This window comes from Klebsiella sp. 2019SCSN059 (assembly GCF_021739525.1).
In the GTDB taxonomy this organism is placed as follows: Bacteria; Pseudomonadota; Gammaproteobacteria; order Enterobacterales; family Enterobacteriaceae; genus Klebsiella; species Klebsiella quasipneumoniae.
This window is the reverse complement of sequence record NZ_JAKKOM010000041.1, coordinates 18666-39436: the sequence shown is the minus strand read 5'-3', so window position 1 is coordinate 39436 and position 20771 is coordinate 18666. Positions and strand designations below refer to the sequence as shown.

30 protein-coding genes are annotated in these 20771 nt (G+C 49.5%); 29 read left to right on the top strand and 1 reads right to left on the bottom strand.

Annotation, left to right across the window (positions count from 1 at the left end; genetic code table 11):
* Positions 1 to 170 precede the first annotated feature (170 nt).
* Together L2I46_RS25945 and L2I46_RS25940 are read left to right on the top strand one after the other, a co-directional pair.
* Complete coding sequence (locus tag L2I46_RS25945; RefSeq protein WP_004152492.1) at positions 171 to 992, top strand: DUF932 domain-containing protein; 822 nt, start codon at positions 171 to 173, stop codon at positions 990 to 992.
* A gap of 32 nt (positions 993 to 1024) precedes the next feature.
* Positions 1025 to 1354, top strand: coding sequence for a DUF5983 family protein (locus L2I46_RS25940; protein WP_011977736.1), 330 nt, complete (start codon positions 1025 to 1027; stop codon positions 1352 to 1354).
* Positions 1355 to 1386: 32 nt separating this feature from the next.
* On the opposite strand, the gene L2I46_RS25935 is transcribed toward L2I46_RS25940, so the two are convergent.
* Positions 1387 to 1872: a transglycosylase SLT domain-containing protein gene (locus L2I46_RS25935; RefSeq protein WP_001568108.1), complete on the bottom strand. Its 486-nt coding sequence runs from the start codon at positions 1870 to 1872 to the stop codon at positions 1387 to 1389.
* Between the two features lie 431 nt (positions 1873 to 2303).
* Between L2I46_RS25935 and traM the strand changes: the two genes are divergently transcribed.
* The 27 genes from traM to trbB all read left to right on the top strand — a co-directional run bounded on the left by traM (position 2304) and on the right by trbB (position 20738).
* Complete coding sequence (gene traM / locus L2I46_RS25930) at positions 2304 to 2696, top strand: conjugal transfer relaxosome DNA-binding protein TraM (protein ID WP_004194114.1); 393 nt, start codon at positions 2304 to 2306, stop codon at positions 2694 to 2696.
* A gap of 229 nt (positions 2697 to 2925) precedes the next feature.
* Complete coding sequence (locus tag L2I46_RS25925) at positions 2926 to 3627, top strand: hypothetical protein (RefSeq protein ID WP_004194113.1); 702 nt, start codon at positions 2926 to 2928, stop codon at positions 3625 to 3627.
* An 85-nt stretch (positions 3628 to 3712) separates the two neighbouring features.
* Positions 3713 to 3913: a TraY domain-containing protein gene (locus tag L2I46_RS29555; RefSeq protein ID WP_004194116.1), complete on the top strand. Its 201-nt coding sequence runs from the start codon at positions 3713 to 3715 to the stop codon at positions 3911 to 3913.
* A 68-nt stretch (positions 3914 to 3981) separates the two neighbouring features.
* Complete coding sequence (gene traA / locus L2I46_RS25920) at positions 3982 to 4350, top strand: type IV conjugative transfer system pilin TraA (RefSeq protein WP_004194426.1); 369 nt, start codon at positions 3982 to 3984, stop codon at positions 4348 to 4350.
* Positions 4351 to 4363: 13 nt separating this feature from the next.
* Complete coding sequence (traL, locus tag L2I46_RS25915; protein ID WP_004144424.1) at positions 4364 to 4669, top strand: type IV conjugative transfer system protein TraL; 306 nt, start codon at positions 4364 to 4366, stop codon at positions 4667 to 4669.
* A gap of 19 nt (positions 4670 to 4688) precedes the next feature.
* Entirely contained in the window at positions 4689 to 5255 is a 567-nt protein-coding gene (gene traE / locus L2I46_RS25910) for a type IV conjugative transfer system protein TraE (protein WP_004144423.1), read from the top strand.
* Positions 5242 to 5982 (top strand): type-F conjugative transfer system secretin TraK, encoded by a 741-nt coding sequence (traK, locus tag L2I46_RS25905; RefSeq protein ID WP_013023821.1) that lies wholly within the window; start codon positions 5242 to 5244, stop codon positions 5980 to 5982. Before traE ends, traK begins: the two co-directional genes overlap by 14 nt.
* Positions 5982 to 7406 carry an F-type conjugal transfer pilus assembly protein TraB gene (traB, locus tag L2I46_RS25900; protein ID WP_004194260.1) on the top strand — a complete coding sequence of 475 codons (1425 nt, stop codon included), beginning with the start codon at positions 5982 to 5984 and terminating at the stop codon, positions 7404 to 7406. The genes traK and traB overlap by 1 nt, the downstream gene beginning before the upstream one ends.
* A gap of 113 nt (positions 7407 to 7519) precedes the next feature.
* Positions 7520 to 8104: a type IV conjugative transfer system lipoprotein TraV gene (traV, locus tag L2I46_RS25895; protein WP_013023822.1), complete on the top strand. Its 585-nt coding sequence runs from the start codon at positions 7520 to 7522 to the stop codon at positions 8102 to 8104.
* Positions 8105 to 8235: 131 nt separating this feature from the next.
* The gene (locus L2I46_RS25890; RefSeq protein WP_009309869.1) at positions 8236 to 8646 is read left to right on the top strand and encodes a hypothetical protein; all 411 of its coding nucleotides are present in this window, start codon (positions 8236 to 8238) and stop codon (positions 8644 to 8646) included.
* A 105-nt stretch (positions 8647 to 8751) separates the two neighbouring features.
* Positions 8752 to 8970 carry a hypothetical protein gene (locus tag L2I46_RS25885; RefSeq protein ID WP_015344987.1) on the top strand — a complete coding sequence of 73 codons (219 nt, stop codon included), beginning with the start codon at positions 8752 to 8754 and terminating at the stop codon, positions 8968 to 8970.
* A complete protein-coding gene (locus L2I46_RS25880; RefSeq protein WP_015344986.1) occupies positions 8971 to 9282 on the top strand; it encodes a hypothetical protein in 312 nt (103 codons plus the stop codon).
* A gap of 66 nt (positions 9283 to 9348) precedes the next feature.
* Positions 9349 to 9753 (top strand): hypothetical protein, encoded by a 405-nt coding sequence (locus L2I46_RS25875; protein WP_004197817.1) that lies wholly within the window; start codon positions 9349 to 9351, stop codon positions 9751 to 9753.
* A 375-nt stretch (positions 9754 to 10128) separates the two neighbouring features.
* The gene (locus L2I46_RS25870; RefSeq protein ID WP_013609531.1) at positions 10129 to 10527 is read left to right on the top strand and encodes a hypothetical protein; all 399 of its coding nucleotides are present in this window, start codon (positions 10129 to 10131) and stop codon (positions 10525 to 10527) included.
* Positions 10528 to 10598: 71 nt separating this feature from the next.
* Positions 10599 to 13238: a type IV secretion system protein TraC gene (gene traC, locus L2I46_RS25865; RefSeq protein ID WP_013023824.1), complete on the top strand. Its 2640-nt coding sequence runs from the start codon at positions 10599 to 10601 to the stop codon at positions 13236 to 13238.
* Positions 13238 to 13627: a type-F conjugative transfer system protein TrbI gene (gene trbI, locus L2I46_RS25860; RefSeq protein ID WP_004197815.1), complete on the top strand. Its 390-nt coding sequence runs from the start codon at positions 13238 to 13240 to the stop codon at positions 13625 to 13627. The genes traC and trbI overlap by 1 nt, the downstream gene beginning before the upstream one ends.
* On the top strand, positions 13627 to 14253 hold the full coding sequence (gene traW / locus L2I46_RS25855) for a type-F conjugative transfer system protein TraW (RefSeq protein ID WP_009309871.1): 627 nt from the start codon (positions 13627 to 13629) through the stop codon (positions 14251 to 14253). Before trbI ends, traW begins: the two co-directional genes overlap by 1 nt.
* 41 nt (positions 14254 to 14294) lie before the next feature.
* Entirely contained in the window at positions 14295 to 14684 is a 390-nt protein-coding gene (locus L2I46_RS25850; protein WP_004194992.1) for a hypothetical protein, read from the top strand.
* Positions 14681 to 15670: a conjugal transfer pilus assembly protein TraU gene (gene traU, locus L2I46_RS25845; protein ID WP_009309872.1), complete on the top strand. Its 990-nt coding sequence runs from the start codon at positions 14681 to 14683 to the stop codon at positions 15668 to 15670. Before L2I46_RS25850 ends, traU begins: the two co-directional genes overlap by 4 nt.
* A 12-nt stretch (positions 15671 to 15682) precedes the next feature.
* The gene (gene trbC, locus L2I46_RS25840; protein ID WP_011977786.1) at positions 15683 to 16321 is read left to right on the top strand and encodes a type-F conjugative transfer system pilin assembly protein TrbC; all 639 of its coding nucleotides are present in this window, start codon (positions 15683 to 15685) and stop codon (positions 16319 to 16321) included.
* Positions 16322 to 16379: 58 nt separating this feature from the next.
* Positions 16380 to 18335: a type-F conjugative transfer system mating-pair stabilization protein TraN gene (gene traN / locus L2I46_RS25835; RefSeq protein WP_013023827.1), complete on the top strand. Its 1956-nt coding sequence runs from the start codon at positions 16380 to 16382 to the stop codon at positions 18333 to 18335.
* A gap of 31 nt (positions 18336 to 18366) precedes the next feature.
* Entirely contained in the window at positions 18367 to 18621 is a 255-nt protein-coding gene (locus L2I46_RS25830) for a conjugal transfer protein TrbE (protein WP_004152674.1), read from the top strand.
* The gene (locus L2I46_RS25825; RefSeq protein ID WP_004152675.1) at positions 18599 to 18847 is read left to right on the top strand and encodes a hypothetical protein; all 249 of its coding nucleotides are present in this window, start codon (positions 18599 to 18601) and stop codon (positions 18845 to 18847) included. Before L2I46_RS25830 ends, L2I46_RS25825 begins: the two co-directional genes overlap by 23 nt.
* Before the next feature lie 12 nt (positions 18848 to 18859).
* Positions 18860 to 19186: a hypothetical protein gene (locus L2I46_RS25820; RefSeq protein ID WP_004152676.1), complete on the top strand. Its 327-nt coding sequence runs from the start codon at positions 18860 to 18862 to the stop codon at positions 19184 to 19186.
* A 20-nt stretch (positions 19187 to 19206) separates the two neighbouring features.
* A complete protein-coding gene (gene traF / locus L2I46_RS25815; RefSeq protein WP_048337413.1) occupies positions 19207 to 19959 on the top strand; it encodes a type-F conjugative transfer system pilin assembly protein TraF in 753 nt (250 codons plus the stop codon).
* Between the two features lie 10 nt (positions 19960 to 19969).
* Complete coding sequence (gene traQ / locus L2I46_RS25810; protein WP_004144400.1) at positions 19970 to 20209, top strand: type-F conjugative transfer system pilin chaperone TraQ; 240 nt, start codon at positions 19970 to 19972, stop codon at positions 20207 to 20209.
* Positions 20181 to 20738, top strand: a complete 558-nt coding sequence (trbB, locus tag L2I46_RS25805) for a type-F conjugative transfer system pilin assembly thiol-disulfide isomerase TrbB (RefSeq protein WP_013214031.1) — start codon at positions 20181 to 20183, stop codon at positions 20736 to 20738. The genes traQ and trbB overlap by 29 nt, the downstream gene beginning before the upstream one ends.
* Positions 20739 to 20771: the final 33 nt, after the last annotated feature.

The following is a 20771-nucleotide window of genomic DNA, read 5'->3' as shown; positions in this document are numbered from 1 at the left end:
GACATCTGCACCGGGCCGTGCTCGTTTACGCCCTCGCGGCGAACGGCTCTCAAACGGGTGAAGGTTATATCCAGGGGCAGGTTCAGCAGGTCCCCGCACAAAGTCAAAACCGCGGCCCCGGCAACTCAACGGGTGATGGTTAAAAAATTAAACAGGTGAAGGAGAATAATATGCGTTTAGCATCCCGATTTGGACTTACTCATTCCATTCGTCAGGAACGCCCACTGACTAACGATGAATTAGTCAAGGTTGTACCTTCTGTGTTTTCAGAAGAAAAGCATAATTCACGTAGTGATCGCTATACCTATATTCCAACCATTACACTGCTGGATAAATTACGTGAAGAAGGTTTCCAGCCATTTTTTGCCTGTCAGTCACGAGTAAGGGATGAGGATAAACGGGGGCATACTAAGCATATGGTAAGACTTCGCCGTGAAGGGGCCAATAAAGGAACAGAAGTACCCGAAATCATTCTTCTTAACTCGCATGATGGATCGTCCAGTTATCAAATGATCCCGGGTATGTTCCGTTTTGTATGCACAAATGGCCTTGTGTGCGGTACGTCGTTTGGTGAGATTCGTGTACCTCATAAAGGTGATATTGTGGGAAGGGTTATCGAAGGTGCTTACGAAGTTCTGGGAATTTTCGATAAAATAACTGAAGGCGTTGATGTCATGAAGTCTATTGCCTTAACCAAGGAAGAACAGCGTCTGTTTGGACAAGCTGCATTAACCTACCGATATGAAGATGAAAATAAATCTCCGGTCAGTATTGAACAGATAATTCATCCGCGCCGTTATGAAGATAAAAAAGATGACATCTGGACTACATATCAAAGGGTCCAGGAAAATCTGATTAAAGGCGGTTTGCCTGGCCGAACTGAAAAAGGGAAAAGAACAACAACCCGGCCAGTAAAAGCAATCGATGGTGATGTTAAACTCAATAAGGCATTGTGGTTAATTGCGGAGAAATTCCGCACTCTTAAAGGCTAATTATAAGCGCCGGGCAGCTGTCCGGCGTTTTGATGGTGGGAATACTTATGTTTGAATTTAAAGCTGTCTGTATCAGTATTTCACATATGGAAGAAGGTGATATCAGAGTTCTTCAGGTGCTTTCATCAACAACCAATTATCTAACTTGCGATAGTTACTTAGAGTGGATACATGATACACCTTATGGTTGTGTTATAAGGATGTATGATTTCAAACGCCATCTTCTGGCGCTAAAAAGAGGTGGGGTGTCAAAATTTTTACGCAAAAATCTCATACTAATGCACCGGGAGGGCGGGTATCTGCTTTTTCATTTTGATAGTGATGCCGATTATTATCCAGGTATAGATGCCGTAGATTTTTAAGAAATTCAAGCCTTCTTATATCAGAAGGTTTTTTAGTTCATGGCGATTTTCTGATCTTTAGAAGAAGTTCGTTTGCTTGCTTTGATAGCCGTGTAGTAGTAATGGATCTTCTTCGCATACTCGTAACGTCTTGCTGCCTGGCGCGGGGTCTTTTTGAAGCCTGCATTGTATGCCCCGACTGCATCCCACGAAACGCCCCACTTTTTAAACGCCTGAGCCAGATAATAGGCTCCGGTGTAGATGTTAAGACAAGCATCGCTAAGAAGATGATCCGGTTTTATTCCATATCGCGACAGTTCGTTGAAATGCTGCGAGTCAATTTGCATCAAGCCTGATCCATAACCCGTAACAGGATTACGCCCAATCGCATCAATTTTAAATCGTGATTCTTGCCATGATATAGCACGCAGGAGATCCGGATCAATTTTGTAATCCCTGCCAGCCATATCAAAGCAGTCTGCTGCCATTGATGACAATGGTATTAAAGACAGGATGATACCAAACGCTACTCCCTTCATGAATTCCCCTCCGTGCCAAATCCCGGAATAACCTTAACCCATCCAAGACCGAGACTCAACATATATGCACTCCTCACCACAAAATCACCACACCCCACGCAAAATTAAAATTTTGCAGATTGGTATTTGTAAACAGTGAGTTATGACAAAAATAATGTGCAGTACATTTATTTAATGTGTTAAAGCGATTCGCCTATGAATCTAAATAGATTCACTGGCGAATTGTATGGGATTCATTAGAGACTATTTTTTTGTAAAACATTTATTTACAAGAGCCATGAATCTATATTAGATTCGTGGCTAAAAGGATAGTGATTCGTGGAATGAATCGTCATTTCTATCATAGTGACTCTAATAGTGAATCGCGCAACATGCGTAGTTTTAGCACTTAGAGTTTTGTGGGTTATACGAGATTATAATTGTGAGGGACTATGGCTAAGATCCAAGTTTATGTAAATGACAAAGTTGCAGAGAAAATTAATGCGATAGCAGTTCAGCGTCGTGCTGAAGGTGCGAAAGAGAAAGATATTAGCTATTCAAGTATTGCATCGATGTTGCTTGAGCTTGGTTTGCGTGTCTACGAAGCCCAGATGGAACGCAAAGAATCCGGGTTTAATCAGATGGCATTCAATAGAGCGCTGCTTGAAAGCATGGTTAAAACACAGTTTACTGTGAATAAGGTGCTGGGGATTGAATGTTTGAGTCCTCATGTTCATGGTAACCCAAGATGGGAATGGTCAGGGTTAATAGAAAACATCCGGGATGACGTTAATGCTGTGATAGAGCAATTCTTTCCAAAAGTGGATGACACTGACAATGATTAGCGTAAGGCATTGCGAAATGTAATAATGGACCGTCTAGTTTTTTATTATAAGTTGAATAAATATACTTCTTTTTTGAGAATCTTTAGAAGAATGATCTAATCTATTTTGATGACATCCAGTTAAATGGGATTTATAATTCAAGAGCAACTGAAAATTTGAGAAACATTGGTGTAGAGAGATGCAACCTCTCTACACCAACTATCCATAGAACCCTTCTAAGGAGGAACCTATGTGTGCGATGGATCGTAGTGGTGATGACAGCTTAAGTCAATCGGTTAGGGATGCTCTTCTTCACATAAAGGGGTTGTATAACACCTCACCTGTCTCTGTTTGCGTAAGAAACCAACAACGCGATGTCCTATATTCCAATACATCATTTGAACAAATGTATGACTTTTTTAAAACAGAATGTGTAGCAGGTAGTTTCTCAGGATCATTTCATGAACTGGAGTTGATGCTTTCCCAGTTAGAACTTGATTGCATGGCGCTAGGTAAAGGTTGTGTGTTAAGTAAAATTTTTTCGTGTGGAAAATCAAATTTTCAAATTCGAATTGAGTGTATCAGTCTTTTGGATGATGATTTTTATTTTTTTTGGCAAATGAATCTTCTGATAACGGTTCCATTATCCAGCCGAAAAATGAAATTCATAAAATCAAAAGACATTCCGGATTTTGATGAGGCTATTGCAAGGATAAGTGATTTGAATATCATTCCTCTTTCATTTTATGTTCTTGGTTTTAGCTATATGGACATATCAAATTATATTTCTGTGCCTGAGAAGATTGTAAAAAAAAGGATCGATCGTGCTAAAGAGAAAGTATTGGAGGTTTATCCGTCTTTTAGAGCATTTGTAACGGATTGCTACAGGAGCAGGAAAATATATTTTTTTATTGAGAATGTTTATGAATATGTTATGTTAATAAATTGTTAAATTGGTTGGGGCAGTTTAGCCCCTTTATTTCCTGTGTCTTTCTGTGTAATGATTTGTCTATAAGGTTTCTAATCGGAGAAGCAGTGTGTCAAAGCGTTATACCAGCACTGGAAATAAGAATATTGTTTCCGTTTACCTTGATGACGACACTCATGCGCTTTTAGTTAGCGCAAAGAACCGTAGTGGCAGAACGAAGTCAACGGAAGTGGCGATGCGACTTAAAGATCATCTAAGACGCTTCCCCAATTATATTTTTTCTGAACAGAGCGAGGAGGAAGGAAGGTAAAGATATAAAAAATCAGGTTTAGATGTGATTTTCTACTAACGTATACATTCTCTTTAAAGGAAATAAATATGAATGCTGTATTAAGTGTTCAGGGCTCTGCTGTCTCTGAAAAAACCAAACCGTCTTTTATGTCCCGCGTTTTCAATAAAAAGAAAGCCCTGAAAGTCGCTAAAGTTGCGCTGCCGGTTGCTGCTGTGGCGGCGTTCTTCCCGGATGCTGCGATGGCCACCACCACGGCAACCGACCTGATGAAGTCCGGGGATGCGACCGTTAAAGGCACGTTTGGTAAGCAGTCCAGCGTCGTCAAATGGGTGGTTCTGGCGGAAGTTGTCGCCGGCGGCATCATGTACATGATGACCAAAAACGTGAAGTTCCTGTTTGGCTTCGCGATTATTTCCACCTTTATCACCATCGGTATGTCGGTCGCCGGTTACTGACAGGAAGCACGTGATGACGGGAGACGAATTAAAGCGATACCGTTTCCCGGAAACACTGACTAACCAGTCCCGCTGGTTTGGCTTATATCTCGATGAACTTATCCCGGCCGTGATTTGTCTCGGCTGGGGTTTCTGGACCAGCAAGTTCATATTTGGCATAGCTTCAGCGGTACTGGTTTTCTGGGGTATCAAGAAACTGAAAAAAGGGCGGGGCAGTTCCTGGCTACGCGACCTGATTTACTGGTATCTGCCAACCTCCCTTCTTAAAGGTTTCTTTCATGATGTTCCGGACTCCTGTTTCCGGCAGTGGATTAAATAAATCAACGGGGAAATAACATATGGAACATGGTGCCAGACAAAATACCACCCGCGTTATCGCTGTGGGATTTATCAGTCTGGGGACACTCCTGACCCTCAGTCTTGCGACCAATATTATCCAGGGCATAAATAATTACCGTCTGCAGACGGAACAGAAAGTGGCGGTGACACCGATGTTATTCCGTGCACCCTTTGCGGTGTCTCAGAACCAGGCTGACGCCTCTTATATTGAGCAGCTGGGCCTGTCCTTTGTTGCCCTGCGTCTGAATGTCACGCCGGAAACGGTTGATGCCCAGCATCAGCAGCTACTCCGGTATGTATTACCCGCCTCGCAGAACAGCCTCAAGGTCCAGCTGGCTGAAGATGCGAAACGCATTAAAGACAATAACGTTAATTCCACCTTTTATATGACGTCGATGCGTGCCTGGCCGGCAGAGAACCGCGTGGATATCCGGGGTGAGCTGAAAACGTGGATTGGGGATTCCAAACCCTACAGTGAAATTAAAAGCTATGTAATTCAGTTCAGTCGTGTCGATGGTGTCAGCTGGCTGGCGCGTTTTGGAGAAATAAATAATGAAAAAAATTAACCCGTTATTTATTTCAGGCTGTCTGCTGTTGGCCGCCCCCGCGATGTCCGCGACCCTCAGCGGTACGCTGGCGCCGACAGTGGTCCCCCTGACCAATGGTGGTCAGGCAAATATTGCCGTGAGTAACACCGACCCGAATCTGTTCACAGTACCTGGAGATCGCATCACGGCGATAAACAGCCTGGACGGTGGCCTGACAAACCAGGAGCAGACCGACAGCGGCGGTGCCATTCTGGCGACCGTCAGTAAAAAACCATTCACCTTCATTGTGGAAACCGAACGCGGGCTGAACTTCTCCATTCGTGCCGTGCCCCGTGCGGGCTCAGGCCGGACAATTCAGCTGGTCAGCGAGCTGGCGGGTACCCCCGGTCCGGCAAAAGCCTGGGAAGAGTCGAACCCCTATGAATCGTTACTGGTTTCGCTTAATCGCGCCGTGCGCCAGGGCAGCGTACCCGATGAGTATCAGTCTGTCCCCGTCACCTCTGAAGTGCTGCAGGTGCCGGCTGGTCTGCGCGCCACTGCCGACAGGGTCTGGGTCGGCCACCACCTGAAAGTCGTCCGTTACAGTCTGGATAACGTCTCCCTGTCGCCCCGTATGGTGCGTGAAAGCGATTTCTGGCAGCCCGGAACACGTGCCGTCATGTTCAGTACCCCGGCGGGCCTGCTGACTGCCGGTGGTCGCATGCAGATCTGGGTCACGACGTCAGATGAAGGAGTGAAGCGCTGATGGCCAACTTCAACACGCTGATCAAACGTAAGCAATATATCTGGCTGGGACTCATTCTGGCGGGCGGCGCGGCAGCAGTCGGAGGCGGGCTGTATCTGTCAGATCTGAACATGAGCTCTGATGAGGAAGCCCCGGCTCAGGGCGAACCCGCACCGGATATGACCGGGGTGGTCGACAGCAGCTTCAACAGTAAGGTGGAGCAGCACGCGACAACAGAAATGCAGGCGACTGCCGCTGATCTCAACAAGCGTTTTGACTCCCTGCAGGGGGAAGTGGACCTGCTGAGTAAGGCGCGAACCGCTGACCAGATACGTATCGACAAGCTCAGCAGTGACAATGAAGCCATGCAGACTCAGCTGAAGGCGCTGGGCGTGAAACCGGCTGTCTCTGGTGGCGAGCCCGCGCCGACTCCTCCGTCACCGCCACCCGGTCCGGAAGGGGAGCCGCAGCCAGCCAGTTATCCGCCGCAAACCGGCGCCGCGGTACCGCCTCCGACGGCATTCTATCCGGGGAATGGTATGACACCGCCGCCGCAGGTCAGCTACCAGTCTGTACCGGTACCAAACCAGATACAGCGTAAAACGTTCAGTTACGACAAAGGAAAAAAAACGAAGTCATTGCCGTACATTCCGTCGGGGAGCTTTGCAAAAAGTATGCTTATCGAGGGGGCAGATGCCAACGCGTCTGTTACCGGGAATGAATCAACTGTACCGATGCAGTTGCGTATCACTGGTCGCGTGGAAATGCCAAACAGCAAAACCTACGACCTGACAGGGTGTTTTGTGGGCCTTGAAGCCTGGGGCGATGTCTCCAGCGAACGCGCCATTGTCCGTACCCGCAATATCAGCTGTATCAAAGGTGATAAAACCATCGATCAGCCCATTAACGGCCACGTTTCCTTTATGGGGAAAAACGGGGTTAAGGGAGAGGTGGTGATGCGTAACGGAAAAATCCTCGGCTGGGCATGGGGGGCCGGTTTTGTTGACGGGATTGGTCAGGGCATGGAACGGGCTTCACAGCCGGCTGTTGGCCTGGGGGCAACCGCATCTGTTGGCGCCGGTGACGTTCTGAAAATGGGGGTCGGCGGTGGTGCATCTAAAGCTGCGCAGACGCTGAGCGAGTACTACATCAAAAGGGCCGAGCAGTATCACCCGGTCATTCCGATTGGTGCCGGCAACGAAGTGACCGTCGTGTTCCAGGATGGATTCCAGCTGAAAACGATTGAAGAGCTGGAAGCGGAAAAGAACGGGCAACAGCAGGCTCAGAATCAGGAGGCGGAGCCGGCACCGCAGGCTGATGCCCATCATCAGTCAGGCGGCGGTATGAACGGATTCAATACTGACGAGATGCTGAAGAAGCTGGGCAAACTTGATCCGCGGGAGTTCTCTCCGGGCGCAGCGCCGCAGGGGGAAAATAATGGCTAAGTCTCTTATTACGGCTGCCCTGTCAGCGCTGAGGGTAATTACACCGGGCAATTAAGGCAAATAACCCAATCAGGATGAACCTGAAAAATAACCGATAAATAGCGAGAAATATCATGAAGGAATTAATGCTGTTAATTCCTCTGGGCGGCGCTTTGCTCTTAACCGGGTGCGCGGGCACAGAGACTGAATTTCAATGTAATGCCACGACGTCGGATACCTGTATGACGATGGAGCAGGCAAATGAAAAAGCGAAGCTGAAAGAGGAACGCAGTGATGCAAAGCCGGCTGCGGCCGGGTTGCCACAACTGGCTGAGGGTAATTTCAGAACCACGTCAGTGAATTCGTACCCGTTGCCGCCACAGTCCAACCTGACCCAGGCCAGAGTGGCCGCGGAGAAAGATCGAGCACGTGCAGTGTACCTAAATAATCCAACGGCAAAGAATGAGGCAACATATTTCGAAACCGAGAAAAGGCTCCAGTCTTTGCCGGTAGTGAAAATGTCTTTACCAGTAGTGGCGTCAACGTTTACGTCACCGTCAACACCGCCAGGTAATTATCCCCGGCCATTAAGAAAAGGGGAGGAGACAACGTCATTGTGGATAGCGCCGTATGTGGATGCAGATGATGTATATCACCAGCCAGCAACGGTTCTTTTTGTCGTGACACCATCGGCGTGGGGACAACCTCGCCTTAATTGATTCACAGCGCCATTACTGGCGCTGCAGTAAGTTTACATTTCTGAATTATAACGAGTGCCCTCTGCGTTGAAAGGGATGGGCGGTAGCGTGTGAACTTAAAACTGATTACGAAAAATGAAAGGATTTCGAAAGTGACTGAGTCAATTAAATATCTCTGGATGCTTTTGTGCGAGGAATCGTCATATATTTTTATGTTGATGCTGATTGTTGGCACTGCCGCAGTTATGTCTTTCTTTTTACAGCGGTTGTTTGTGTCCTGGTGGGGTAAGTCAATCATTCTGATAATGTGTATTGTCGTCGCGATAACAGAAGTGTTTGTCTTTATTGAGCCTGAGTCAACATACAAACAGATTCAAACCAATAAACAGAATGTCATCTATACCCTGAAAAACTGCAGAGTCTCCGCATTTGAAGCACAGCAGGCAGGGTTTCTGGCTAAAGCAAAAGATGCCTGGTCTTGCCCGGATGGCGTAACACGGTATATGGATGTGAAATACAGGGATAAGACAGAGGTTAATAAACTTCGCACGGAAGGTAAGTAACGTTATGGATGAATTATTCAAATGGAAGATGGCGCTGTTATTTTTATTGGCAGGATATAGCCTGCTTTTTTCTACTGACAAGTATATAAATAAAGGCAATAAATTATGCATGCATTTATTTTTCTGGTGCTGATGACACCGAGTAGTGGCGGTGGGATTTGGGATGTTACTCCCATGCCTAATACTGATGTCTGCATAAAAATGCTACGGGTACTCGAAGAACGTGGAGGCAGAGGTTACGGAAGTAATACAGGAGAGTGCATTGAAATTAAAACCCGCGAGCCTTTAAGCAGCGTGATAGAAACATTGAATGAGGGTGAGTAAATGGCTGAATACCAGTTAAGTTTTGATGGTTTTGTTCGGCTTTTTTTTGCAATGGCAATCATTATCTGCGGTTACGGCTATGTAATTATTGGTGTTTTTATAAGAGATTCGCTTTCCTGTATTTTAATGTTGTTTGGACTTACAGGTCTCAGTGCTTTATTTTCTTTCATGGTATTCATGGATAAAAACATGTGGGCCGGTTCTCCTGATTTGACGCTGTCAGTAATAACGGGATTTTTTACAGCCACAGTGATCTTTTATATGTTTTATGTCTTGATTTATTACTTTGAACGGATGGGGGCAGGTGAATAGTAAGACCGATGGTCAGTATTAACAATCTCACGTTATTTGAAAGTATGCAGCATAAGGAATAAGAAAGTGAAAGCGTACTATATACTTGGACATAACGTTGCATGGCTTAACGGTATATGCCTGATTCTTTTTGTTATTGGTGTGGTCGGTGCGCTGGCAATGGTTGCCATCCCTGAAAAATTCAATCTTCGAGTTAACAGAGGCGATACATTCATATACTGTGCGCTTATAGCGGTGGTTGGGTTTTCCGGAATGTTCGTTATCTCCATTCACTCATTTTCGATGGATGAACTTGAAGCAGGTAGACACTGGAAAGATGACTGCCGGACACTTGAGGTAAACATGCCGACAGGCGCTTTTACCAGCCCTGTTAATAAACTGGACTGTGATGGCATCATCATTAATGTGCCTGGTGGGCAGTATTATTCCTATATCCATCAGTGGGAATTATATAAAGCTAACTCAAAATGAAATGCTGATTAACAAACTGGATTGACCGGTAGGGATGGAACAATGGAAAGACAGCAAGAAATTGGCCAGCAATTTGGTTTTTTGATTATTCTTTTTTTAATTGTGTTAACTGGGTATTCTTTGTGCAGTATATTGAAGATTCTCGCGATATGCAGCCCGCTACTCCAGAACAACTGCAAAGTATTATTCATTAGACACCTTGTGCAGGTGAGGCGTTACGTTTAGCAATTCAAACTAACACAGGCACTTCGTCAGAGCCATTAACTTTCGGTGACGCAAAAAAGATGGCATCAGAATGCAAGTATAAAGAAGAGATTAAAGCAGTACGTGAAAAAAAACTTAACGCACTGAACGCTATGAGCAAATAATCAGGGGATGGATATGATGCTGTTTCTTCGAAAGTACGGATTTTTGTTTATACCTCCAGTCTACTGGCTCATCTATCTGGGAGCCAGACTGACTTACAATGGACTGGCAGGAGAGTTTTCTCCTGATTTCTTTCAGGGTATTCGACATGAAGGTGTCTATATTATCTGTAGTTTGTGTGTATTTTATTTTTTTTGCTTAGAGGTGGAAGTTGGTGATGGGGAGTTCTCAGCGAACATTCTGTTCCTGATTGTTTTCTTTCATGTGGTTTGTTTATTTATCACTCTGCTTGTTTGTCTGTGGAAAGGGGAGGTGTTGTTGGATTCGATCTTTATGGGTCAGATTATTGCCTCCATGTGTTTATTGTTTTTTATTCCAGTGCTTTCCATTATAAGAAGGAGTTTCTAGTGCGGATATGAATATTCTTCTTGCCATTTATTACCCTTGTTATTTTGAAATGCTCTTAAAGGAACGCCCGCATGAGTAATAACATCATCGATGCCGTCACCCAGGCAGTGAATTCACTGGTATCAGCACTGAAGCTGCCCGACGAATCCGCGAAAGCCAATGACACGCTGGGCAGCATGAATTTCCCCCAGTTCAGCCGTATTTTGCCCTATAAGGATTATGATTCCGCGACCGGGCTGTTTATTAATAACAAAACCATCGGTTTTATGTTTGAGGCGCGTCCTTTACCCGGTGCGGATAAAAGTATCGTCGCCACACTGGAGCATTTACTGCGCAGCAAACTTCCCCGGGGCGTCCCGGTCAGTTTTCATCTGGTCTCCAGCAAACTGGTCGGCAATGATATCGACTACGGTCTGCGTGAATTCCGCTGGAGCGGTAAACAGGCTAAGAAGTTTAACGCCATCACCCAGGCCTACTATCTCCGGGCAGCGGAGACGAAGTTCCCCCTGCCTCCTGCACTGGATTTACCCCTGACGCTGCGTAACTACCGCGTGTACATCTCCTGCTGCGTGCCCCGGAAGAAAAACTCCACCACGCAAATTGTGGAGATGGAGAACCAGATTAAAATCCTGCGGGCGTCACTGGGCGGTGCCTATATTCCGACGCGTATCCTTGATGCTGCCGGGCTGGTCGAACTGATGCGCGAGCTTATAAACCCGGACCCGCACGAGATGTACCGCGTACCGTATAAGCTGGACCCCTATCAGGATCTGAACTATCAGTGTGTCGATGACAGCTTTGATATGCAGGTCACCGCCGGTCATCTGAAAATTGGCCGCCTGGGGCGTGACGGGAAAGAGTGCGTAACCCGGGTGACGAGCTACCATCTGGAGAGTGATCCGGAAATGGCCTTCCTCTGGACCTCCGCGGATAACTACGCCAACCTGCTTAACCCGGAGCTCTCCATTTCCTGCCCCTTTGTCATTACGCTGACGCTGATGGTGGAGGACCAGGTGAAGACCCAGAATGAAGCCAACATGAAATTCATGGACGTGGAGAAGAAAAGCAAAACCTCCTACGCGAAGTTTTTTCCGAACGTGATAAAGGAAATGCAGGAGTGGGGCGATATCCGCCAGCGACTGGCGACCAACCAGACCTCCCTGGTGTCCTACTTCTTTAATATCACCACGTACACCGCAGACAGCACAGAGGCCTCTCTCGCCGCTGAACAGCAGGTGCTCAACAGCTACCGTAAAGGCGGTTTCCAGCTGATCCCGGCCCGCTACCATCACCTGCGTAACTTTCTGGCCATGATGCCGTTCAAGTGTGGTGAGGGCCTGTTTAAAGAGCTGCAGGCGGCAGGCGTGGTGAAGCGGGCGGAGACGTTCCAGGTGGCTAACCTCCTGCCGATCGTCGCTGACAGCCCGCTGGCGCCGGCGGGACTCCTGGCGCCCACCTACCGAAATCAGCTGGCGTTCATCGACCTGTTCTACGAGGGAATGAACAATACCAATTTCAACATGGCAGTCTGCGGGACGTCCGGGGCGGGTAAAACCGGTCTGATTCAGCCCCTCATTCGCAGTGTGCTCGACTCCGGCGGGTTTGCCTGGGTGTTCGACATGGGCGATGGCTATAAGTCCCTGTGTGAAAACATGGGGGGCGTATACCTCGATGGCGATACCCTCAAGTTTAACCCGTTCGCCAACGTGCTGGATGATGCTCACTTCGACATGTCAGCAGAACGTATACGCGATCAGATGTCTGTCATGGCCAGTCCGAACGGCAACCTCGATGAAGTCCATGAAGGCCTGCTTCTGCAGGCAGTGCAGGCGGCCTGGTTAAGCAAGCGTAATCATGCACGCGTTGATGACGTAGTGCAGTTTTTACAGGACGCGAAGGACAGCGATGAATATGCTGATTCCCCAACAATCCGGGGCCGTCTGGACGAGATGATAATCCTGCTCGATCAGTACACGGTAAATGGGATCTACGGGGACTATTTCAACTCAGATACACCAACACTCCACGAAGATGCCCGGATGGTGGTACTGGAGCTCGGTGGCCTGGAGTCGCGGCCATCTCTGCTTATCGCTGTGATGTTCTCATTGATTATTTACATCGAGAACAGGATGTATCAGTCACCGCGTGGCCTGAAAAAACTGAACGTCATCGATGAAGGCTGGAAGCTCCTTGATTTCAAAAATGAAAAAGTGGGTCAGTTCATCGAGAAAGGCTACCGTACCGCGCGTCGACATACCGGCGCATACATCACCATCACGCAAAATATCGTGGACTTCGACTCCCCGACCGCATCGAGCGCTGCACGCGCTGCCTGGGGGAACTCGTCATACAAGGCCATTCTGAAACAGTCAGCGAAGGAATTTGCCAAGTATAACCAGCTGTACCCGGATCAGTTCAGCAAGCTGGAGAAAGACATGATTAACGGCTTCGGTTCGGCCAAAGAGCAGTGGTTCAGCTCTTTTATGCTGCAGGTGGAAGCGAACTGCTCCTGGCACCGCCTGTTCGTCGACCCGCTCAGCCGGGCGATGTACTCCTCAAAAGGCCCGGATTTTGAGTACATGAAAGCGCGCCGGGAAGAGGGGGTCGATATCCACGATGCGGTGTACGGCCTCGCGTGTCGCAACTTTAAAGACGAAATGGCAGAGCTTGAATCCCGAATACCGGTGAATGACATGGAGGATAAACAGTGATGAAAAACAACACCGAACAGCCGGTCAGTACGAACTCTCATACCTTTCGCCGGATACCTGTCATCGTTGCTCTCGTGCTTTTCGCCCTGGCAACCAGCGCGTTTCTCTCACGCGTGGTTCTGGAGTACTCCACACCGCGGGTGGTGGCTTTTGATATGAAGAAGACGCTCGACAGCTTTATGGACAGTGTCAGTCAGAAGCAGCTGACAGAAGCGCAGTCAAAAGCGCTCTCTGACCGGTTTAACGACGCGCTGGAGAAGAGTCTGGCGGAGTATCAGCAGCAGCATCATGTGGTCATTCTGGTTTCACCTGCCGTGGTTCAGGGCGCGCCCGATGTGACCCGCAACATCCAGCACGACATTGCCCGCCGGATGAAAGGAGAACAGTAATGATACGACTGAAAGACTGTCTGCTCGCCGCCTGCCTGGTATCGCCGCTGACTCAGGCGGCTGATCTCGGTACCTGGGGGGATTTATGGCCCGTCCGGGAGCAGGACATGCTGCAGCTCATCACGCAGCGTCTGCAGTCACTGCAATCCTCTGGCCAGTGGGACCAGACGATGGATGCGTTTAAGCAGCGGGTTATCGAGAACAGTCAGCGCCCGGCACCGGTGGAGGGCATTAAGCGTGCGGAGAAATACGAGCAGCGCTGGTTTGATCCCAGCATCCGCCTGACCGAAGACCTGAAGGACAATGAGGGGCGGGTGTTTGCCCGCAAGGGCGATGTGGTGAACCCGCTTAAAACCGTACCGTTTGTCCAGACCCTGTACTTCATCAATGGAGACGATGCCGACCAGCTGGCCTGGATGAAGCGTCAGGTGCCGGAAACCCTGATGAGCAAAATTATCCTGGTGCGTGGCAGTATCCCGGACACCTCCGCAGCGCTGGACAGCCGGATCTATTTCGACCAGAACGGCGTACTGAGCAAGCGATTTGGCCTGACGGCGGTCCCGGCGCGGATCACGCCGGCGCCCTCCGGTGAACGGCTGAATATTGAGGTGTTTCCCGTCCGTTGACCCGTACGATTCCGAATTACGATTATTTGTCAGGTGATTATATGACTATTACTGAGATTACTCTCGCAGCATTAATTGTTGTTCAGTGGCTTACGGTGGTTCGACAAAATAAAGAAATTAACCACCGACGTGAATGTGAAAGGCTTCTGAAAGAAAAAATTGACGATTATGAATTACAGAATAGTCGGTATTGTCGGTATGTTGAAGGCAAAGCAAGTCATCTCATCAGCGATATGGAAAAGGATTTGGATGAGCTTTTTCTTTTAAAACCACATGATGAGGACTCGTTCTGGCGGAAGGTTTACAGACTGGAGTTTATTTCCAACGTGCTGAAGGATTTCGCTAAGGGACAGGATTTAAAAAAGCAGAAAGAAATAATCGATGGTGTAAACAACATCTGGGAAAAATACAGGGGAAGGGATAATCAATGAGAAAAATATCATTTTTGTTTATCCTCCTGTTTTTTTCGTTAGTCCCTCAGGTACATGCAGATCCGTCGTGTGAAGGTCGATTCGTCAACCCGATCACCGATGTGTGCTGGCGCTGCATATTTCCTTTATCACTCGGCAGCGTGCAGGTTGGTAAAGGCGATCTGCCTGATACCAGCAATCCGGGTAGTCCCCTGCAGCTGTGTCCGGCGCCGCCACCGATTTTTGTTCGCCCCGGCCTGGCCATCGGGTACTGGGAGCCGATGGCCATGACGGACGTCAGCCGTTCGCCTGGCTGTATGGTCAATCTGGGGGGCTTCAGTATCAATCTCGGCAAGACCGGTATGGGGACCGCGAGAAAGGACGACAAGCAGGTGAACGGCGCTTTTTATCACGTTCACTGGTACAAGTACCCGCTGACCTACTGGCTGAACATCATCACCTCCGCAGGCTGTCTGGAAGGCGGAGACATGGATATAGCCTATCTGTCCGAGATTGACCCGACCTGGGTGGACAGCAGCCTCACCACTATTCTGAATCCGGAAGCCATCCTGTTTGCCAACCCCATCGCACAGGGGGCGTGCGCGGCTGACGCTATGGCCAGCGCGTTTCATATGCCACTCGATATTCTGTTCTGGTGTGCCGGCTCTCAGGGTTCGATGTACCCGTTTAGCGGCTGGGTAAGCAACGAGTCCAGTCCGCTGCAGTCCTCGTTACTTGTCAGCGAGCGCATGGCGTACAAGCTTCACCGGCAGGGACAAATTATGGAGAGCATCGGGAAGGACAAGGCGGTCTGCTATGAGTATCCGTCCCCGATCATCCCCAAAGAGCGCTGGCGCTATCAGATGGTGAACATGTACCCGGACAGCGGCCAATGCCATCCCGTGGGGCGCAGCGTGATGCGCTGGGAGGCCGGTAAAAATCCACCCAACACCCGTAAGAACTATGGCTATCTGATGTGGCGTAAACGCAATTGTGTCTTTCTCTGACAGGAGTCTCTCATGAAATTAATGAATCTGTTTATGGTCATGCTTTTGCTGACCGGACGAGCGGTGTTGGCTGAAACCTCCTCTGTTACAGACAGAGAATGGCTGAAGCAGCAGGAGACCCTCAGCGAACAGCTGCGCCAGCATCCGGATAAACAGCTGCAGCAGGAGCTTGAGGCGCAAATCAACCGTAATCCTCTGCCCAAATCAGACCGCCAGTTTATCGATAATCTGGTCAGCCAGCAGAAAGCGGCGAATCAGGAAAAGCCAGCAGAAGGGGCGCTGTACTTTGTCTCCTTCTCGATACCTGAAGAGGGGCTGAAGCGGATGCTGCACGAAACCCGGCAGTACGGCATTCCGGCGACACTGCGTGGGCTCGTCAATAACGACATGAAGACCACCACTGACGCGGTGCTGCAGCTGGTGAAGGATGGCGTGACCGACGGCGTGCAGATCGACCCGACACTGTACACGCAGTACAGCATCCGGAGTGTGCCGTCTCTGGTGGTACGGTGTCAGGCCGGATATGACGTGGTACGCGGTAACATTCACGTCAAACAGGCGCTGGAGAAAGTGGCACAAACCGGTGACTGCGCACAGGTGGCCCGGCAAATACTTGATGCGCCCTCGAATGCCGCCGGGAGCCAGCCATGAAAGACAGACCGTACTTCATAGCGTTACCGGAAATGGTGAGGGATGAGGGAGGGCAGAAATGAAGACGGTTATTTCCGTGCTGACTGCGCATTTTTTTGTCCTGAGCGCCTTTATCTGGCTGGCATCCCCAGCCTGTGCTGACAGTGGAAGCGACTATAAAGCTGGTTCGGATTTTGCGAAACAGGTGCAGGGCAATGGTCTGAACTCACTGAAAAATTTCAGTGGTGAGCAAAACCTGCCGGGGTATACCGACAGCCCTGATCAGACAAAATACTATGGCGGCGTCACTGCCAGCGGAGACAGCTCTCTGAAAAGCGATTCAGCCCTGGAGTTCAGCCAGGGAGATACCGGCAAAGCGATTACGGAGTCGTTCACGAACCGGCCACCGGATCAGATATCTCAGGATGCGCCGTTTATTCAGGCCGCAAAGGATACAGAATCCCGTGCCGACAGCATTGTCGGCGATACCGGACAGTCCTGTACCGCCCAGGTTGTGAACCGCAGTGAGTTCACAAACCATACCTGCGAACGTGATCTGCAGGTGGAAAATTTTTGCACACGGGAAGCGACCCTGAAGGATAACGCCACCACACAGAAAGTTAACCGAACCTATCAGCAGGTGGTGACGCTGAATTATGCCCGGAGTACCCGGCAATGGAGTGGCAACCTGACGATCCCGACCAACGGTCGTCTGCTGAATGCCTCGGTGGATGGTGAGCCTCTGGTGATCCCCTGGATTGAAGAATGCGATTCCGAAGGGAAGGTGCGGGATAGCTGCAAGAGTGCAGTGAGTGAAAGCCTGACCCTCTTTGAACGAACGTTCCCCATTGATGTGATCAACTGGCCACGTTCAGAATCGATGTGTTCAGGCGGTCAGAACACGCATTGTACGAAATATACCTATGACGGGAAGGGGAAGATTCATCAGTCGTTTGGTGTGGACAAAGCGGTCACTGCTGGGCAGAACTTTTCAGTAAGCAAAACATCACGGACCGTATCATCGGCCAGCCAGAAACCCGTACAGGTCACGGTCACCCTGGTGATGGAAGAAACCGAAACCGTCTATGCACCTGAAGTCGTCTGGGTTGAAAGCTGTCCGTTCAGTAAGGATGAAGGAAAAAAAACGGGCGAGGAATGTATCAGTCCGGGAGGAACGCGAACCATCACCCTCGGAGGCAGGGATTACTCGTTCACGGAGGCCTGCTGGAAATATAAGGATACCTGGCTCACGCAGCCGGCGGACAACGGCTCCTGTGAAAGCCTGATGAAAAATACGGCCTGTACTCTGTCATCCCGCCAGTGCGCCTTCTCCAGCGAGGAAGGCACGTGCCTGCATGAATATGCAACGTATTCCTGCGAAACCAGGACGAGTGGCAAGCAAATGATCTGCGGCGGTGATGTCTTCTGCCTTGATGGTGAATGTGACAAAGCCACGTCCGGGAAGAGCAACGACTTTGGGCAGGCGGTGTCTGAGCTGGCGGCACTGGCTGCCGCGGGGAAGGACGTCGCGGCACTGAACGGGGTGGATGTCCGGGCATTCACCGGAAAAGCGAAGTTCTGTAAGAAGTTTGCTGCCGGCTTCAGTAACTGCTGCAAAGACAGCGGCTGGGGCCAGGATGTGGGGCTGGCACGCTGCAGCAGCGAGGAAAAGGCGCTGGCCAAAGCGAAAAAAGACAAGCTGACGGTCAGTATAGGGGAATTCTGCTCTAAAAAGGTTCTGGGGATTTGCCTGGAGAAAAAAAGGAGCTATTGCCAGTTCGACTCAAAACTGGCGCAGATCGTTCAGCAGCAGGGAAGAAACGGTCAGCTGCATATCGGTTTTGGCGGCGCCAGCAGTCCTGACTGTCGGGGCATTACCGTCGCGGAACTCCAGGGGATTGATTTTAACAAGCTGGATTTCACCAACTTTATGGACGACCTGATGAAAAATCAAAAAATACCGGAAAACGATGTGCTCACCAATAAGACCAGAGAACGAATTAAGGAAATCATGAGTCAGCAATCCGCGCAATAAACCATGCTGCCTAATAAAGAGACCGATAATCATGAAAATGAGTTTTCACAAAAAGCCTGTTATTGATTTTGTCCTGAGATTAACGCTAACAATAATCATTATTTCTCCGGTGATTTATTTCTCCTGGGATGCCGTCAAAGGGACGTCGGGAAGTGATTATGTCGAAAGTGTGGTCTTTATTCTTATGGCTGGGTTTGCCATGTCTGTGTGTTATTTGTTTTTCTCAGTCCTGGAGAAAGTTATAAATGCAAGGAAAAGCAAAGATGAATCGATATATCACGATTGAGAAATTTATAGACATTCTGAATGAAGAGAATTTACCCCAGGAGCATCATGTTATGGTGCTGGCTGTTCTTGCGGATATCTCTCTGCATACAGACAGGTTCCTGATTAACTCGTCCGAACTGGTTCAGATGGCCGCTCAGTACTCACCTGCTTTCCAGAAACTGCCAGCGGACCGGCAGGCTTTTATATCTTCAGTACTGAGCATGCCGCTATTCCTTATTATGTGACCAGGAGAGTCAATGGAAGAGAAAAAAGCATACGGGCTGGTCATGGTGTTTGTCGGGGTGTTTGTCTTTCTCCTGGTCAGCATTATGTCGTACAGCCTGTGGCGGGACAGGCAGGTTAACGCATTTATGACAACCAACCGGGCCTGGGGGATCCAGTGCGACACTGTTTCTCAGGCCGCGTGGGTGATCAGGGACGGGGAGCGGGTGGACCTTCAGATAAATTATCTGCCTCTGTACTGCAGCGGTTATCGCTTTGAAGCCCGTGATGATGCAGGAAAGGTACAGCGCCAGCTCGATAAATACAGTGTCTATCAGCATCTGTCACGCCAGTCGCATTAATTCATAAAAGGGTATTTGCCATGCGAACAATACATGCCGCCATGCTGGCGGGGTGCCTTTGCTGCGCCCTGATGCCGGCTTTCGCCAAAGACGCGGGCTGGCAGTGGTACAACGAGAAACTGAAGCCCCGTGATGAGGACAGGAAAGCCGTACAAGCGGCACCACCGCCGCAAATGGATATTCTGGAGAAACTCGCCACACTCCAGGCGGCCACCAAACGGTCGTTGTACGAAGCCATTCTGTATCCATCGTCTGAAAACTTCGTGAAGTATTTCCGGCTGCAGAACTACTGGACGCAGCAGGCAGGTTTGTTCTCGATGAGTGCGAAGAAAGCCATGCTGGAAAACCCCGAACTCGATTACAACCTGCAGTACAGCCACTACAACGGCACGGTAAAAAACCAGCTCGCTGCCGACTATGCCGAACAGCGACAGGCTATCTCCACCCTCGCACAGCACTACGGCGTGATGTTCTTCTACCGGGGCCGGGAAGCGATCGATGGCCAGCTGGTCCAGGTGATTAAAAATTTTCGCGAAACCTATGGCCTGAGCGTGATACCGGTGTCGGTTGACGGAGTGATTAACCCCATGCTTCCCGACAGCCGGACGGACCAGGGCCAGGCAGAGCAGCTTGGCGTGAAGTTCTTCCCCGCGATGATGCTGGTTAACCCGAAAAGTGGCCAGGTGAAGCCTCTCAGTTACGGCTTTATCAGTCAGGACGACCTGGCGAAACAGTTCCTCTATGTCTCCAGCGACTTTAAACCGAATTTCTAAGGAGTGTGTCATGCGAAATATTCGTTTTCCGGATTTAGATATCACCGGGATGTGGGTGCTGGCCGTGGGCGTGTTTTTCCACCTGATAGCCCGGCTTGTCAGAAAACAGCCTGAGCTGGCCGTCCAGGCCGGGGAAATCTTCGGGCTGGGTATGGTGGTGTTCGGGGGATACCGCATTCTAAACGCCCTGATTGCTGAAGCCGAAAAAGAGGAGAAAGCCTGTGAAAAACAGCCTGATGAACCTCGCTAAGACGCCGCTGGCGGCACTGGCTCTTTCCCTTGCACTGGCCGGGGTGGCACATGCGGGAACGCTCGATGAGGTGAAGTCGCTCTGGGATCCGCGGGGTATCTCCGGTACTGAAACGGCCTCCCCGCAGAGCGACACTCCCCAGGCGGTGAGCGGGGCATCTCAGCCACGCTGGTTACGACTCAGCAACGGAAAGCAGGTGGACCTGCGCGACTGGAAAGTGGTGCTGTTCATGCAGGGACACTGTCCCTACTGTCATAAGTTTGACCCGGTGCTGAAGCAGCTGGCCGGACAGTATGGCTTCTCCGTGTTCTCTTACACCATTGACGGACAGGGTGATGACGCGTTTCCGGAAGCGCTGCCGGCGCCTCCTGACGTGATGCAGACCTTTTTCCCCAATATCCCGGTGGCCACGCCGACTACGTTTCTGGTGAACGTAAACACGCTGGCAGCGTACCCGATCCTGCAGGGCGCCACGGATGCACAGGGCTTTATGGCCAGAGTGGATACGGTATTTCAGATGATGCACTGAGTCTCTGTTATATCCGGTCTTAGCAAGTGATTA